Source organism: Methanosarcina sp. DH1 (assembly GCF_020804205.1).
Classification (GTDB): domain Archaea; phylum Halobacteriota; class Methanosarcinia; order Methanosarcinales; family Methanosarcinaceae; genus Methanosarcina; species Methanosarcina vacuolata.
In genome coordinates, this window is sequence record NZ_WJBJ01000035.1 from 1 (window position 1) to 15,403 (window position 15,403).

Genomic DNA, 15,403 nt, shown 5'->3' on the forward strand with positions numbered 1-15,403 from the left:
TACTGGGACTTTTATGGTGAGCTTTGTAAGTTTAGAATAAAACCAGATTCAGAGGTAGCGGAGCAATTATCCATTAAGTTTGATCAGTTGTTTTCTACCAAAACAGGATATGAACAGCTGGATGAAAGAATCGCTAAGACGAAAGAGAACAAGGAACAGTTGTTAAAGGTACTGATTTTGCCAGAGATTCCGCTGCATAACAATGCAGCGGAACTGGCAGCAAGAGCAAAGGTCAGAAAAAGAGATGTGAGCCTTCAAACCATAACAGAGGAAGGAACAAAAGCAAATGATACATTTATGACGATTATTCAGACAGCAAAGAAACTGGGGGTAAGTGCATATCAGTACATATGCGATAGAGTCAGCAGTATATGTGAGATGCCATCTTTAGCTCAAATCATCAGAGAAAAAGCTCAGTGAGTGGAAATTGAGGGGTTTCCACTCAATTTGAAGAGGATACAAAAATATTTGTAATTATCTGTCCAAAAATTAGTTCAATCAAAAAGCCTCCTGCAACACCCGCAATAAAGAATAGGTATGAAAAACAATATACAGTAATTATCTTGTAACTTTTTATCTCATCGAAAAATTTTTCTACAACAGGAAAATCAGCTTTTAAAAGTTTAACGTACTGATTTTTTTCACGTACACTTAAATATATTTTAATTATTGTTGGTATAAGACCTGTTATAATAACAAGAAAAAAAGGAATTAATAACTGTGATAGAATCTTTAATGGTTCATCGGTGATTATTTCCAATTTTCATCATTTCCCTTCGGTACATAGAAGCTAGAAGCTCCGTCACGAATTAATTAGGCGTTAGGAATGTAAATATACTTTTTGATTTTTTTCTGCCTTATTACAAAAGAGACATACTTACCAATACTGTAATTCTTCCGCATATAAGAGCGAAATTTTTTATTAATTAGAAGTATATAACTTAGTCTATATTATACGAAAATGAAAAAAAAGAAAGGTCTGAACTTCAATTACCCTTCTTCCAGGAACTTCTGAAACCACACAATATCAAAATACTTTCCGAACTTCGTTCCTGCATCTTTAAACCTGCCGCATTCTGCAAACCCATGCTTAAGGTGGAAGTTCAGGCTGGCCTGGTTTTTCGAGGAGACGTTTGCAAGGAGGTTTTTCATATTCTTCTTTTTAGCTTCCTGGCACAGGAAATCCAGTAGCTTTGTTCCCTGGCCTTTTCTTGTGTATTCTGGCAGGATAAAATATGAAAGTACTCCTGTGTGCTGGAAGTTTGGGAAGGGGAGATAAGGCCTCAGGGCTCCGATGCCGATCACTCTGTTGTCTTCTTCCATTACATAAAAGGGGTAAGGTTCACTTTTATTCGTTTCTCCCTCATCGTGTGAAGTCTTGAAAAATTCCGGCCCAACAGGGGTTTCGAGGTAGGCTGCAAAACTATTATCTATATAGTAATTAAAGATTTCAAGCATTTCCTGAGTATCTTGCGGCGTAGCCTCTCTTATTACAAGGGATTTGAGCTGATCTCTTTCCTGCATAAGCTATAATCGGAATGTAAGTATTTAATCTCTTTTAGTCAGTTCCAGTACGAATCCTATCAAATCCTCTTTTATCTGGACTTCTTATTTGTCATGATTTATATTTATAATTTATTATCAGTACGATTATATTTATATACTTATGCTATTGTATTACCCAATGCATTAGTACCCAAATCTACCCTATATTTCAGGTGGACTTTGATGTTAAAATAGGGGTCTAGAAGTCCAAAATTCTTGAGTCGTCATACAATTGGTATGATTCCTTCAGGAATTTCTTCCTGAAAATAAAAAGCACAAGAGAACACATTTCTCAATGTACTTTTACAGAAGTGAAAAATAGATGTTTGTTAAACAAAACAAAATTGTAGAACAGATCTGTGAAATCCCGGTAACACTTGGAGATATCTCCGAGAGCATCTTTGGGGGTATTAACACACAAAACGGTCTACTTCACAGGCTTGCCCTTCCTGAGGAAGGCGGTTCCGACTCATATTATCTTTGCGAAGGTCTCTGTAGTCCTGTATTCATAGAACCCGAAATTATTTACCCGTATGTATCAGGAGCCTTTTCCGAAAAATTTGCATTTCGCCCTTCACCTTATCGTTTCATGCTGCCTTATGAATTGTCCACAACGGGAAAAAAGAAAGAATACAATGTAATTCCTCCCGAAGAACTCAAGACAAAATTCCCTATGGCTTACGGGAGAATTCTGGAATTCAAAAGAAAGTTCCTCCACGATACCACTCCCCTTGTATCTGCAGACTATAGCATAAAAGGCAGGAAATTCCTGGAATACTTCAATACTCCTAAGATTATTGCTACTGAAGGCTATCATCTGCAGGCTGCATATGATGCTGAAGGAAAACATGTATTTGAGAACGGATGCGGCATTGTCCTCAAAGATCCAGGCAGGTATGCCTATATTACTGCAGTGCTTAACAGTCCGATTGCCAGGCTCTTTCCTTCAATCTGTAAGTCTAAAATGGCATATTCGAGCTACACAGCTCCTGCGGTGATAAAACGTTTTCCAATCGTGTTTCCTGATAACAGGCTAACCGAAGATCTCATAGATACTATCTCCAGTTACCTTGCATTCCTGAACAGGGAAAAGTATGCAAGAGATTACGGAGTTCCAGACTGGCTTCGGGAACTTACATCATTCTACGAGCAGATCTCGAGTCTTCTGGTTCTGGATACTTACTTCGTAAACGACCTTGATCCAGGGCTTCTGAATGCCCTTGAAGAAAATATCCATCCCTATGCCGGAGACATGAATTCTGAAGACAGCGATAGTATTCTGAATGCACTGTACTATATAAAGCAGCAGATTCTTGAGGCTTCAAGTTCTGAAAAATGTAAATTTAATCTGGGACTTCCTGAAATTCTCAATTTGCCTTCGAGCAGTGAAGAATTCTAATAATCCCTTTTTAAATTTTTTATCTTAGAAAATGACAAATTTACTTTTACCAAAATTCTGAAATTTTTTTATTTTTCATAATTTACATTTAACTTTTTATCAATATGTTTATGCACTTTAACTCTCCCTGAACCATAGAGTAAAAGTGCTCCAGAGCAAAAAGTTAGTTTTCCAGCAGAAGGTTGAGACAGTGAAAGACACCTTTACTGCTTCAATGAGTGAATTCTAGCTCCATGCTACGGAGTCCTGGAAGCTAATCAAGCAGGTTATTCCCTCATTAATGCTCGAAAATTTTGAAATGATTTCCCCTGAGAGAATTTTAACCTTGATTGAGCGGAAATTAAGATGCTCTGACTTTATAACTGCATTTCGAATTTTCAGGATTTCTTTGTTTCAGGCAATGTTTATCTTTCTCATTTTTATTATTCTTTCTCGTCGTTCTGATCCGTTATCTTTCATTTCCTTTAAAACGTAATGTTTTAGTAATAACAGTTTGTGGACTTTCTCACTTAATACATAAATTTATATATTTGGGCTTTGTGTAATTATTAGAACATTTAATTTTTTTTTAACTTCGTTCTCCCAATTCTCCGCCGGACATTAATTAATAAAAGAAGGTAGTCTTATCAGCCTGCAAATCCCCGCCGTTGCGCTTCCCTATATGGGAGCATTAATTTTTTCAGGAGTTATGTCGACTTTGCTTGCAATCAAAGCCTACAAAGCTTTCAAGTACCGCAGGATGTATTTCTCAAAATATTTCATACTTATTATGCTAAGCATGTCTCTCTGGTCCGTTAATTATGCCTTTGAGGTCGGATTCATGGACATTGAGCTAAAGTATCTCTTTGCTCGCCTCGAGTATATCGGGATGGCCTTTGCTCCTGTAGCGTGGTTTTTATTTGCATCGGAATACTCAGGGGTATGTAAAGAATTCGTAAGGGAACATCAAAAAGCATTTTTCATAATGCCTTTGCTCATAATCCTTCTGATGCTTACAAATAGCTTTCATGGGATGTATTTTTTAGGTTATTACCTGGACGGCTCAAGGGGTTTTCCTCTTCTTGTGCTCATACACGGGCCTTTTTTCTGGGTGTTTTATATATATTCTTTTACGCTAATTTTTCTTGGAATTTTCTTCTTCTTCAATCAGTTTGTCCATCTAACTGTACCCTACAGGGCTCAGGCAGCAATTGCTCTAACTGCAGCATGTATTCCAGTCCTGGGGAATATTCTCCATATCGCAGATGTAGGTCCTTTTGCATTCCTCGACCCGACTCCTTTTGCATTTACAATTACAGGTTTGATTCTCTTCTGGGGTATCATGCAGCATGAATTTCTTAACATTATTCCGATTGCAAGAGAAAATGTAATCGAATCCATGAATGACGGATATATCGTAATAAACCTTGCAGATTCCATAGTAGATATCAACAAGGCTGCTCTTGAACTGGCAGGGAAAACAAAAAAGGAGGTTCTCGGGAAAAACTTAAATGAGCTTTTTGGGAATGAAGTACAAATGCCTCAGAGTGAAGCTCATGAGGGCAATTTCAACAAAGAAATTTTCTTGAAGAGCGGACTTGAAACAAAACTTTTTACTCTTAGTGTCAGCTCCCTTCTAACAAAAGATAATGAAGAAGGCAGGCTACTGATGATGCATGACACTACTGAAACTTATAGGTATCAAGAGGCTCTAAAACAGGCTAACAAGAAGATAAACCTCATGAGCAACATTACCAGACATGATATTCTTAACCAGGTGAATGTACTTTCCGGGTACACCGAACTAATTTCGGAAACTCTTCCTGAAAATATCAAGAATGATCCCCGAATAGTGAAGTATCTGAAAAATCTCAATAAAGGTATTGAAACAATCCACAGCCAGATTGTTTTCACCAAAGACTACCAGGAACTCGGAGTAGTTTCTCCGATCTGGCAATCCGTAAGTAATACAGCAAAAGAAGCAGCCTTTCCCTTCTCCGGTCAGAACTTGAAGTTTTCTATCGAGGAAAGTCGAGCTGAGATCTATGCTGATCCACTGCTGAAAAAAGCCTTTTACAATCTGTTTGACAACGCAAGGTCACATGGAGAACATGTTACTGAAATCAGTGTTAGTTCATGCAGGGTTGATGACAATCTTGTAATTGAAGTAAAAGATGATGGTATAGGAGTTTCTTCTGAAATGAAAGAGCTGATTTTTCAAAAATCCATCGGGAAAAATACAGGGCTTGGGCTTTTCCTTGTAAAAGGCATTCTTTCCATTACAGGCCTGGAGATTAAAGAAACCGGAAATGAAGGGACAGGTGCGAGATTTGAAATTATAGTACCACCCGGGAACTGGCGAGAAAAAGCTTCTCAATAAGCTTCTCAATAAGACTCTCAATAAACTAATTTTGAATTTTTATTAAGTTGAAACCCAATTTTTCGCATCATATCAACATTAATCTGATTTTTTACATCATATTCGGCATCATTCAAACTTTTTGCATTATATCCAACGTTACTCATATTTTCAGATTATACTCACATTATTACAATTTCCAGATCGTGCCCACATTATTTAAATTCCAATACTGTTTTTCACTGGAACCTATCTTTACTTCCTACCATTTTTGACTCAATACATTGTTTTTATTGTCTCGGTGAGTTCTTTTCATTCATATATTTTTATATCTTTGTTTCAATACATTGTTTCTCTGAATTGATTCTCTCAAAAGCATATTCTTTAGCCGATAATTACATTCTGGTGATAAAAATGAGTCAATTTACCCTGAGAGAGAGGTTTGAAAAGGCACTCAAAGGAGAGGCTGTAGACATTATCCCTGTCTGTTCCGTAACTCAGACAGGCACTGTAGAACTAATGGAGATGACTGGAGCATACTGGCCCCAGGCAAATTTCAACGCCGATAAGATGGCTGCGCTTGCACTTGCAGGGTATGAGATTGCAGGATTTGAGAATGTGCGCTGCCCTTTCGACATTACCGTACTTGCAGAGACCCTTGGCTGCACAGTAGACGAAGGAAGTATAGATATGCAGCCTTACATCACGGATTTCCCCTGCAAAAACAGGAAAGATGTGAAGGATATAACGGTTCCTGATTTGCTTCTTGAGAGCAAGAGGACCTCGGTAGTCCTGGAAGCAGTTGAAATTCTGAATGAAAAAGTAGGAGAGACGGTACCTGTTGTTGCAGGGGTTGTTGGCCCTGCCGGACTTGCCTTCATGCTTGCCGGAATACAAAATTATATTACATGGTTTGTGAAGGATACTGAAGTTGTTGAGGAACTAATGGGAGTTCTTAACGACGCCTGCATAGAATATGCCAATGGCCTGCTTGAAAGAGGTGCACATGCCATAACCCTTATAGATTCCGAAGCCGGGCCTGATATTATTTCCCCCAACATGTTCGAAGAATCGGTCTTTCCCCTTTACAAAAAATTTTGCAGGAAAGTAAAAGGCTTGAAAGTCCTTCACATGTGTGGCGACGCCACAGCCGTTCTCAATTCTCTTGGAGATGCAGGTTTTGACGGAATAAGTATTGAAGAAAAAGTAAGTGTAAGTTGCGCAAAAACGACTATAGGCGGCCGGACAAGGCTTATAGGAAATGTTTCTCCTTCTGATACTCTGCTCGCAAAAGGGCCTGAAGCAGTTCTCATTGAAGCTACTGCCTGCCTTGAAGATGGAATTGATATCCTTGCACCAGGCTGCGGGCTTGCCCCAAATACCCCACTTGAAAATATAAAGGCACTTGTCAGGGCAAGAGATAATTACTTTTCACAGTAAATCTTCTTCTTACACTAAACTTCCGTTGTTTTTATTTGAATTTCAATCGCTAATCGGCTAATCTTAAACAAAAGTTCCTGTAACCGGGCAAAATTATGACCGAAAATAATTCAAAAGCAGTTCGGGATCTTATACCGGAAATTCTCAGACTTTCAGGCAGGGAATGCATAATCCGTGAGCTTTCAGACTCCAGTTTTCTTCCTGAACTTGAAAATAAGCTTGAGGAAGAACTGAAGGAGTACCTCGAAAGCAAAGAGCTTGAAGAGCTTGCAGACCTGCTTGAGGTAATTTATCGAGTAGCAGAACTGAGGGGCTCTTCAAAAGCGGAACTTGAGACAATTAGACAGCGAAAAAAACGCGAAAAAGGTGGATTTGAGAAAAACCTTCTCCTTGTTAGTCCTCTCGAAGAAAACTCTCATCCGGAGTTATGCTCTGCTGGCCCTACCGAGTCCAAACGTGTGGTTTTCAAGCCTGAGGATGCGGCAGTAATTGAGAAAAAAGGAGTGAAAATGAGAATCTACACCACTAAAGCCGAATCCGAAAATGCCGGTGTACTCTATCAGGAAACGCAGAAAGGGCACACAGAGGAGTTCCTGCATGAAAAAAGCGATTTTATATATTATATCCTTGAAGGCAGAGGGGTCTGGATAGTTGAGGACAGAGAATTTGAGGCCCAGGCCGGAGATGTAGTTGTCGTGCCTGCAGGAAAAAGGTTCTGGTTCCGTGGAAATCTCAAGCAGGTCTGCATAACTGCCCCAGCCTGGGAAGAACAGTACGAGCGCCACATAAGAGATCTTGAATTGTGAAGGTGTAAATTCGTCTCAGCGTTACAGTTACACCAGGATAATGCCGCAAGAAGGGTCGACGCCGCAGAAAAATATTAAAAGCTGACTTCTCTGTGGTTTTATATTATGGGCTGACTTCTCTGTGGCTTCAACTTTTTTCTTGTCGGTCTAAGGTTCTTTTATTCCTGAGGCATCTGACAAGAGTGCAAAATTGATTGATAAAGTTAAAGTTTTTCAATTGCTAACTGATTTTTTGTCTGATCTATTATTTTTTTAATGAATTCATCTTCAAGATCCTCTCTTACAAGGAGGATGAATTCCACGGTATCCGAGTACGTTTCTTCCTGGATTACTGCATATTTTTCTATCAGATTTCTTACTTTCTGACTTTCTGCATATCCCAGGTGTATTCTTAGTCTGACCTGTTCAAAGACTTCAATAACTTCTGCTTCTTCAATAGCAGAGAGCGCCGTATCCCTGTATGCTCTTGAGAGTCCTCCGAAACCCAGTTTTATTCCTCCAAAATACCGGGTCACGACCACAACTGCATTCATAATTTCTTTTGATTCGAGTATTTTAAAAACAGGCTTTCCTGAGCTGCCCGCAGGCTCCCCGTTGTCATCGTATTTGAGCGCAAAAGAGCTTTTTTCTTTTATAAAATAAGCCGAAACATTATGGTTTGCATCGTGGTGCAATTCCTTTATACCTTTTATGAAAGCTTTTGCCTCAGCTTCACTTTCCACAGGTCTGGCATAACCTATGAACAGGGAATTTTTGAATTCCTTCTGAGCCTTACCACAGCGTTTAAGAGTTTTGTAATTTTTCAGATTTTATCCTCAGGATGCTTTCAGATCTTGTCCAAACCGGTTGTTAACGGGTTTGAGCTTTCTCAACGGAGGAATATTACATCAAATTAAAATACTTTTCTCCCACCAGGCGGTTCTTTTATTATAACGTTCTATCAATTTATTCTCTTTTTAGAGTTTATTTCAAAAAAAATTAATATTAATTATCTAAATAGTTTATACTAACTTAAAAAATTCGGAATTTGCTCCTTTTGGTGTATATATCCTAACTAAAGAGCCCATTTTGCAGTATTATTCTTTTATCAAATCGAAAAGTTTTAATGTTATTGACTGGTCATGCATAAATATCTCATATGAAAAATCCCATAATTTTATATGAGCTGGGTGTAAAAAGGAAGAGAACTTTAGAGGTATTATTAATGAAAAAAATGTTAAAGATTATGGCAATGCTCCTTGTTATTAGTGCTGTTGTCTTTGCAGCCGGCTGCTCTGATAAGACGGCTGACACAACAGCAGAAAATGGATCTCAAGAAGAAGTGACTGACCAGACTCCAGTAGCAGACAATGGAACTCCATCCGACAATGTAAATGCAGAAGTTCCACCAGCCGAGAACGGTACATTTGGAAACGACTCTGACAACATGTCTGTCGACAACATGTCTGATGACAACATGTCTGTCGACAACATGTCTGATGACAACATGTCTGATGACAACGTGTCTGTCGACAACATGTCTGATGACAATGACTCTATAATTGGCAATAATTCTAGTCTTTAATTTGACAGAATAAAAAAGGAATTATCCAAGTAGCCTTTCTAATAGGCTACAATTTTAGTTTTTTTAAAACGACTTGATATAAATCGACTCTGATTTTATATCTCTTCACATCGAAAATTTCCTAGAAAATTTTCTCAATACAGTAATCTGCAATTTTTTTACTGCTGCTATCAGAGACTACATTAACATATATTTAGCAATCTTATCTTATAACAATAGCTTCGAGTTCACTGAAGTCAATCTGAAGATCCTTTTGTTTCTTGTTTTATCCTGATTTGTTTTATCCTGATTTGTTTTATCCTGATTTGTTTTATCCTGATTTGTTTTATCCTGATTTGTTTTATCCTGATTTGGTGTCCTCTTCAAATTGTATGGGTAAAAGTAAATTTCATGTATTTTCTGAAAATTTATGAATTTTATCAAGTATGAAAAACAACATCAAGCGATGCATCCAACTTTATAACTAGATGATAAAATTGTGGCATATTTATTGAGTTGGAAAATTCTCCATTGAATTTGAAGAGGACACATTAATTCTTAATTTTCCTTCTGCAAAGCCTCAGAGTATGGCAGCGCAGGCTCCCTCCTCCTGCAAGCAAGGCATCAGGGTGAAAAGAAATAATCTCAATACCTTCATTTTCAAGGTCTTTCCTGGTTTTCTGATCAAGTGCGGTATCGTAGTGAAAAATAGTTCCGCTCTCTAGAGGAACAAAAGAACAGGCCAGGCGGCTTTGTTCGGAATCCGAAACAGAAATGATTTCCATCCCTTTCTCACGCATGAAAGCTTTAAAATCGATTTTTTCTCCTGAATCTTCCGTAAACAGGCAGCTTTCTTCAAATGCAGGCAGATAAGCAAGAGCAAGGTCTTCCCTTATCCTGTTGAAGACAGTATCAGGGTGCATGTACCTCCTGGCTTTCGGAACCCGGACGTAAATAACTTCACTGAACTCTTTGAGAATGTTTGAAACAAATTCTCTTATAAATGGATAAGTGTGTCTTTCCGTATCAGCTACAAAGACTGTTTCTTTTGAGAGCAGGAGGCAGCCTTCGAAAAACCCTTCATCTCCATTGAATTCGCTGAGAATGGGAATTCCCAGATTATTCAGGGCTTCCTTTACAACAACTTCTTCCTTCTCTCTTGCAGGCGGACGCATTCTTGAGAGAATAGCCCCTTTTCCGGAGATAACTGCGGTATCATGCAAGAAAGTTAGATTTGGCATCTTCTTAATTAGACCGGTGTTTTCGTCCACATAATCTTCAAGTTCATAGACCCTGACCCCGTTTGATTCCAGTAGCTCCTGATAATTTCTATGCTCTTTAATATACTCGGAAATTTCAGGAACCTTATCGTATAGCCAGTGTTTATAATTCAATTCGTTGAGTAGAGAAAGTTCTTCCCCAGGCGTATGCATCAATACGCTTTTCAGCCTCCCAAGTTCCTCGCACCCATAATCGATACCTGATCTCGTTTTCCTAGCTCTACCCGGTCCATTTATCTCGCAACCCATACCCTGAACCTACCTTTTGATCCGTTTCATCCTCATATACATTTTTTTGCAAGGATTATGGCATTTGCCTTGTCTTCACTCAGGAAAGCCCTGAGGATTTCAAATCCGCAAATTTCCAGGAAAGCTGTAATCTGGTCATATGTATATTTATAAGTAAAACCCATACGGATGATGTCTCCTTCCCTTAAGCCTATGGTTTCTGTCCCTATTTTGAGTTCGGTATCCTTCAGGATATACAAACTCTTCCTTGTCCTGTATACTCCCCCTATCTTTGAGTTTACATGCGCAAGCAAGAGTTCAAAATCAAAATCCTCAGGAGCCATTCCGTACTCAAGCAGGGGATACATATTGAAGAGGGCATTCTCTCTTGAGGCATATGTGCCCAGTACGGACCTCCTTACAGATTGTCCCTCTGTACCTTCAGTAGGTAGCAGGTTGGCATCAAAGAAAAAAAGGTCTCCCTGCTCAAGGTTTTCATGCACAAGCTGAAGAATGAACTCTGGCTCGTAATTGCAAAAGGTATTTCCTAAAATACAGAACAGAATAGGAAGGCGCCAATTTTCTTTAAGAGTGGCTATATCCTCTATGAAACCAACTATTCCCTTCTTTTCAACAGGCAGGTTCTCGACCTTTTCAAGAGCGATGTCTACAAATTCACTGTTTATATCGATGGGGTAATAGCGCATCGACACTTTTCCTGAGGAAGGGTTTTCAGCCAGATTCTTTCTCACTAGCGCTTCGAGAAAAATTTTTTCCTTATCTCCGTTTCCCACTCCCACACTTACGAGACTCATGCCTGTCGGAATAAATCTTACGATTGAGTCCAGATTTTTTTCCAGAAGGACTTTGAGTTGCCTGGATACAGGAAATGTCTTAGCCTCATCAAGTTTCAGCCAGTTTTTTGCTCCTCCAGTGCCCATATATAGAAGGTAATCAGGCAGTTCATGGTTTTTCAGGCATTGACAGAGTCTTTTTTCGATGTCCTCCTTACTGGTCATTACTATCTTTTCATTATTTTCCGAAACCTGTCCAAACTCCACTCTTCCTGTACTGTTCAATTTCTCACCTTCTCCTCAAATTATTCAACAGTACATTTCTTTATTTATTTCTTTTAACTTATTTATTGCCTGAGGTTTGTTTTTACCATTTTTTACCGTTCTTTTATCGTTCTTTTATCGTTCTTTTATCGTTCTTTTATCGTTCTTTTATCGTTCTTTTGCCGTCCTTTTACCGTTCTCTTACCGTTCTTTTACAATTCAATTACCAATTGGCCATTTATTTGAAACACTGCTGGCACTCCATCCTGAGGGCTTTAAGAGGGTCGATTCCATGTTTGATTCCTACGCTGTAAGCATATCCCCTGCAGCCTATGCACTCTTCATTATGTTCACATTTCCTGCACCTTCCCTCTAGCATTTTATCGATGTTTCGGACGTATGTGAAAAGATCGGAATTATAGATTTCCCGAAGGCTCATTTTATTTACATTATAGGGATATTCCCCCCCAACTCTGAGCGCAGGATGTTCGTCCAGCTTTGTAGGCGCACAGGGCCGGACATTTCCTTCGATATTGATATACAGGCTGTAAAGGTGTTGAAGGCAACCGCTTGCGGTAATTGGCGTGTAGGGCAGCCAGTCATACCCGTAATATTTCCGGTCAATTTCCAGCAGTTTTAATTTATATTCCTTTATCTCGTCAGCCGTGAGTAGCTTATCCTCAAGTTCGTCATTTGCCCTGCCCGTAGGCGTTAGAATTTCCATATTGGGAAAAATATTGTTTTGCCTGCAGAAATGCCAGATATCCTCAATTTCTTCCAGATTCATTTTGTTACTGACGAAAGAAACTCCCAGACGGAGTTCTCCAGGTCCTGTCGGTTTTGAAAATCCTGATTTGAGAAGATTCCGAAGTCCCTTCCTGATATCTTCGAAGGCTCCTGCTCTTCCTGCCAGGTAGTCCTGCACCTCAGGCTTAAGGGAATCTAACTTTCCCATTACTGAGGCATTGTGTTTGTACAGGAATCCTGCAAGTTCTTCTGTCATCAGAACCGTATTCGAAAAAATCACCGGGATTATTTCCAGGGAATCAATATAGGTTATTAAATCCCTGAAACTCGGGTACAGAGTCGGTTCTCCTCCCCCAATTACGACCACAGACCTGATCCCGAGTTCTTTTGCCTCCTAAATAATACGCTTGAGATTATTAAATTCGGCTATTTTTGCCGAGTCCTCACCACTCTGTGCATAGCAGTAGCGACAGCGGAGATTGCAGGATTTGTTCGTTTCAAGGCGTATGGCTAAAAGACTATTTGAGTTCCGTGCCTGATGGGCTTCCTGTGCCCCGTACATGTACCCTTTCAGTATCGGAGGTGGTGAAAACAAGTTTAACGTATCCAGATTCTTCGGTTCTTCCTCCCACATGTTAAAATATATATTTAACGTTCCTTATCAAATTACAAGAAACTAAGTGTTTTTTTGAGTCTAATCTTTTAATTTATAAAAAGTAAGTTGTTGCCAGTAAATAGTGTATTCCGGTTACTTCGGTCCTTTTTGTAGTTAATTCATACAGTGCGACAAATCCGTAACAAATCCATGATTATTCTTCTTGTTAAATTTAGCAAGGTTTAACTATCTCTCTCACATATTTGTTTTCAATCTTTAGGGGAGAATGACTGACAATGAACAGAACGGTAACAATTTTTGGAGTGATTGTATTATTTATTCTTCTTTTGCTTGTGCTGGGTTCAATCTATCTGGAGAATCAAAACGAGGAAATGTATAATGACAGTCTTATGAGTAATTATGAATACAATATAATTATAGAAAGCAACAGCACGCTGCAAAATGTAACTTTATATTTGCCGGTTCCTGTTTTTGAGAATGAATCCGAGGTAGGACTGGAAATGGTGAATGGTGATTATTACAATAAGCCTTCAAATTGGAATCTTAGCCTTACAGATACTGAGCATGGACCAATGTTCAAAATCGAAGCTGCCGAGATTAAACCGGTTTATCATTCCCTTCCTGTAGCCGTACCTGAGCCTGAACCTGGGTCCGAGAATATTGAAGATGAAGTTCAGGAAGAAGAACAGATAGTTGAGTCCAATGAATATTCAGAAGAAACCCCAGTTTTGACATCTTTTGATTTCGGGACTAACGTAAGGGCTGACCATATGATTAATACCAGATTCCCTGTAGGTAATGAGTCCGTGCTCCTGCCCAAAAATAATCTCCGAGAATCCGAAGAAGGTTCGGAAATTCCTCTACCTGAACATATCAACCCCGAATATTTTGATTATGAAAGCCTGGTATATGCGCACTATGATGCGTCTCCGGATACCGAGGTTCAGATTTTTGTTCAGATGGATGGCCGAAACGAATGGTGGATTTACGGCTGGCAATCTAATGGTTACAGTGATAGGATTTCTATCCGACTTTCAGGCCCTCAGGAAGGCTGGGTAAAGGCTGAAGGAAAACTTATTACAGGAGATGGAGTTTACAAAGACTAACTCTAGAGACTAATTCCAGAGACTAACTCTAGAGACTAATTTCAGAGACTAACTCTAGAGAATAATTCCAGAGAATAATTCTAGAGATAACTCTAGAGAATAACTACTGAGAGTAATGTTCTCCTTTTCTACTTTTTGGAAATATGTTTCCTGCTACAAAGTTCTTTTTAGGTTCTCTTTTTTGAGTTTCTCTAAGTTCTTCTTAGTTTCTCCTTTCTTAAGTTTATTATAGTTCTCAACCCTATCTTATTTTGGGATGTTCGAAGAAATCAAGGTTAAAAAAGCTCTGAATCGGATAAATAAATCCAGCAGGATTAATCTACCATTTCATTGGGATTTGAATATTTACAGGGGCTGTGAACACGGTTGTAATTACTGTTATGCAATGTATTCTCATAGCTATCTGGAAGAAAAGAAGAAGTCTGCTTGTGCAGAGCCAGGATTCGGGAGAGAGATCTGTTCTTCTGCAGTGGATAAAAAATGTGCTTTTTTTCAAAAAATTTACGTAAAAACGAATGTTGCAGAAGCTCTTGAAAAGCAGCTTGCAACACGAAGCTGGAAAAAGGAAGTAATTAATATAGGCGGAGTCTGCGATAGTTATCAGCCTGTAGAAGCAAAGTACGGATTGATGCGCGAGGTTCTGGCGCTGATGATTAAATACCGAAATCCGGTCACTATATCTACAAAATCGGACCTTATCCTCAGAGACTATGACCTTCTTTCAGAACTTGCTGAACTAACATCTGTAAATATTGCAGTTACGGTTACAACGGTGGATAAAAAATTAAGTGCTCTACTGGAACCCCTGGCTTCGTTACCTGAAAAGCGGTTTTCAGTCCTGCGGGCTTTTCAAAACACATCTGCTGTTACTGGAATCCATATGATGCCAATTCTTCCTTTTCTTACTGACAACCCTCAGAATCTCAAACAAATTATGTCTCTTGCAACCGAATGTGGCGTGGATTACGCTCTGCCTGGAGTTCTGAACCTCAGGGGCGAAACCAGAAAGCATTTCTTCGGTTTTCTTGAACTTAACTTTCCCGAACTTGTGGATCCTTACCGCAAATTGTATGCAAAAGGAGGAGCTGATATGGCCTATAAGGCCAAACTTTATGAAATGCTCAGCTCTCTTATGGAAAGATATCATTTGTCTGGAGACTACATGAAACCCATGCAGGCAAAATTTTCCCGTTCGAAGCAGCTTACGTTAACAGATTTCTCAGAAAATGATTCTTGATTTTAGTAAGCACTACAAGTGCAAGTACTACATGTCTGGTTTTTTAGTAAGTACTACAAG

15 protein-coding genes are annotated in these 15,403 nt (G+C 39.0%); 8 read left to right on the forward strand and 7 right to left on the reverse strand.

Features of this window, described 5'->3' with window-relative positions:
• Nucleotides 1-420, forward strand: a 420-nt coding sequence (locus FXW07_RS18105) for a transposase (RefSeq protein ID WP_229396995.1), incomplete at its 5' end; no start/stop codon positions are given.
• A gap of 22 nt (nt 421-442) precedes the next feature.
• Here the strand turns inward: FXW07_RS18105 and FXW07_RS18110 are convergent.
• Together FXW07_RS18110 and FXW07_RS18115 are read right to left on the reverse strand one after the other, a co-directional pair.
• Nucleotides 443-760: a hypothetical protein gene (locus FXW07_RS18110; protein ID WP_229396997.1), complete on the reverse strand. Its 318-nt coding sequence runs from the start codon at nt 758-760 to the stop codon at nt 443-445.
• Between the two features lie 230 nt (nt 761-990).
• Nucleotides 991-1,524 carry a GNAT family N-acetyltransferase gene (locus tag FXW07_RS18115; protein ID WP_229396999.1) on the reverse strand — a complete coding sequence of 178 codons (534 nt, stop codon included), beginning with the start codon at nt 1,522-1,524 and terminating at the stop codon, nt 991-993.
• A 343-nt stretch (nt 1,525-1,867) separates the two neighbouring features.
• On the opposite strand from FXW07_RS18115, the gene FXW07_RS18120 reads away from it, so the two are divergent.
• From FXW07_RS18120 to FXW07_RS18135, 4 genes are all read left to right on the forward strand, one after another.
• Nucleotides 1,868-2,944: a hypothetical protein gene (locus tag FXW07_RS18120; RefSeq protein WP_229397001.1), complete on the forward strand. Its 1,077-nt coding sequence runs from the start codon at nt 1,868-1,870 to the stop codon at nt 2,942-2,944.
• A 661-nt stretch (nt 2,945-3,605) separates the two neighbouring features.
• A complete protein-coding gene (locus tag FXW07_RS18125; protein WP_255679151.1) occupies nt 3,606-5,303 on the forward strand; it encodes a histidine kinase N-terminal 7TM domain-containing protein in 1,698 nt (565 codons plus the stop codon).
• 393 nt (nt 5,304-5,696) lie between these two features.
• Entirely contained in the window at nt 5,697-6,722 is a 1,026-nt protein-coding gene (gene mtaA, locus FXW07_RS18130) for a methylcobamide:CoM methyltransferase MtaA (protein ID WP_229397004.1), read from the forward strand.
• 95 nt (nt 6,723-6,817) lie between these two features.
• Entirely contained in the window at nt 6,818-7,528 is a 711-nt protein-coding gene (locus FXW07_RS18135) for a cupin domain-containing protein (RefSeq protein ID WP_229397006.1), read from the forward strand.
• 203 nt (nt 7,529-7,731) lie between these two features.
• Here FXW07_RS18135 and FXW07_RS18140 read toward each other — a convergent pair whose 3' ends face one another.
• Nucleotides 7,732-8,334: a YigZ family protein gene (locus tag FXW07_RS18140; protein ID WP_255679154.1), complete on the reverse strand. Its 603-nt coding sequence runs from the start codon at nt 8,332-8,334 to the stop codon at nt 7,732-7,734.
• A 398-nt stretch (nt 8,335-8,732) separates the two neighbouring features.
• On the opposite strand from FXW07_RS18140, the gene FXW07_RS18145 reads away from it, so the two are divergent.
• Nucleotides 8,733-9,092, forward strand: a complete 360-nt coding sequence (locus FXW07_RS18145; protein WP_229397010.1) for a hypothetical protein — start codon at nt 8,733-8,735, stop codon at nt 9,090-9,092.
• A 530-nt stretch (nt 9,093-9,622) separates the two neighbouring features.
• Here FXW07_RS18145 and FXW07_RS18150 read toward each other — a convergent pair.
• From FXW07_RS18150 to FXW07_RS18165, 4 genes are all read right to left on the reverse strand, one after another.
• The gene (locus FXW07_RS18150; protein ID WP_229397012.1) at nt 9,623-10,600 is read right to left on the reverse strand and encodes a dimethylarginine dimethylaminohydrolase family protein; all 978 of its coding nucleotides are present in this window, start codon (nt 10,598-10,600) and stop codon (nt 9,623-9,625) included.
• Nucleotides 10,601-10,632: 32 nt separating this feature from the next.
• Nucleotides 10,633-11,658 (reverse strand): L-histidine N(alpha)-methyltransferase, encoded by a 1,026-nt coding sequence (locus tag FXW07_RS18155; protein ID WP_229397014.1) that lies wholly within the window; start codon nt 11,656-11,658, stop codon nt 10,633-10,635.
• Nucleotides 11,659-11,875: 217 nt separating this feature from the next.
• On the reverse strand, nt 11,876-12,760 hold the full coding sequence (locus FXW07_RS19565; protein ID WP_346655679.1) for a radical SAM protein: 885 nt from the start codon (nt 12,758-12,760) through the stop codon (nt 11,876-11,878).
• Between the two features lie 18 nt (nt 12,761-12,778).
• A complete protein-coding gene (locus tag FXW07_RS18165) occupies nt 12,779-13,018 on the reverse strand; it encodes a hypothetical protein (protein ID WP_229397017.1) in 240 nt (79 codons plus the stop codon).
• A 257-nt stretch (nt 13,019-13,275) separates the two neighbouring features.
• Between FXW07_RS18165 and FXW07_RS18170 the strand changes: the two genes are divergently transcribed.
• Together FXW07_RS18170 and FXW07_RS18175 are read left to right on the forward strand one after the other, a co-directional pair.
• The gene (locus FXW07_RS18170; RefSeq protein WP_229397019.1) at nt 13,276-14,106 is read left to right on the forward strand and encodes a hypothetical protein; all 831 of its coding nucleotides are present in this window, start codon (nt 13,276-13,278) and stop codon (nt 14,104-14,106) included.
• A 256-nt stretch (nt 14,107-14,362) separates the two neighbouring features.
• Nucleotides 14,363-15,343, forward strand: a complete 981-nt coding sequence (locus tag FXW07_RS18175) for a radical SAM protein (RefSeq protein ID WP_229397020.1) — start codon at nt 14,363-14,365, stop codon at nt 15,341-15,343.
• Nucleotides 15,344-15,403 lie beyond the last annotated feature (60 nt).

Excerpts from the sequence above, each read along its gene's own strand:
- FXW07_RS18115 (WP_229396999.1), bottom strand. The coding sequence starts at position 1,524 with ATGCAGGAAAGAGATCAGCTCAAATCCCTTGTAATAAGAGAGGCTACG.
- FXW07_RS18120 (WP_229397001.1), top strand. The coding sequence starts at position 1,868 with ATGTTTGTTAAACAAAACAAAATTGTAGAACAGATCTGTGAAATCCCG.
- FXW07_RS18125 (WP_255679151.1), top strand. The coding sequence starts at position 3,606 with ATGGGAGCATTAATTTTTTCAGGAGTTATGTCGACTTTGCTTGCAATC.
- mtaA (WP_229397004.1), top strand. The coding sequence starts at position 5,697 with ATGAGTCAATTTACCCTGAGAGAGAGGTTTGAAAAGGCACTCAAAGGA.
- FXW07_RS18135 (WP_229397006.1), top strand. The coding sequence starts at position 6,818 with ATGACCGAAAATAATTCAAAAGCAGTTCGGGATCTTATACCGGAAATT.
- FXW07_RS18145 (WP_229397010.1), top strand. The coding sequence starts at position 8,733 with ATGAAAAAAATGTTAAAGATTATGGCAATGCTCCTTGTTATTAGTGCT.
- FXW07_RS18150 (WP_229397012.1), bottom strand. The coding sequence starts at position 10,600 with ATGGGTTGCGAGATAAATGGACCGGGTAGAGCTAGGAAAACGAGATCA.
- FXW07_RS18165 (WP_229397017.1), bottom strand. The coding sequence starts at position 13,018 with ATGTGGGAGGAAGAACCGAAGAATCTGGATACGTTAAACTTGTTTTCA.
- FXW07_RS18170 (WP_229397019.1), top strand. The coding sequence starts at position 13,276 with ATGAACAGAACGGTAACAATTTTTGGAGTGATTGTATTATTTATTCTT.
- FXW07_RS18175 (WP_229397020.1), top strand. The coding sequence starts at position 14,363 with ATGTTCGAAGAAATCAAGGTTAAAAAAGCTCTGAATCGGATAAATAAA.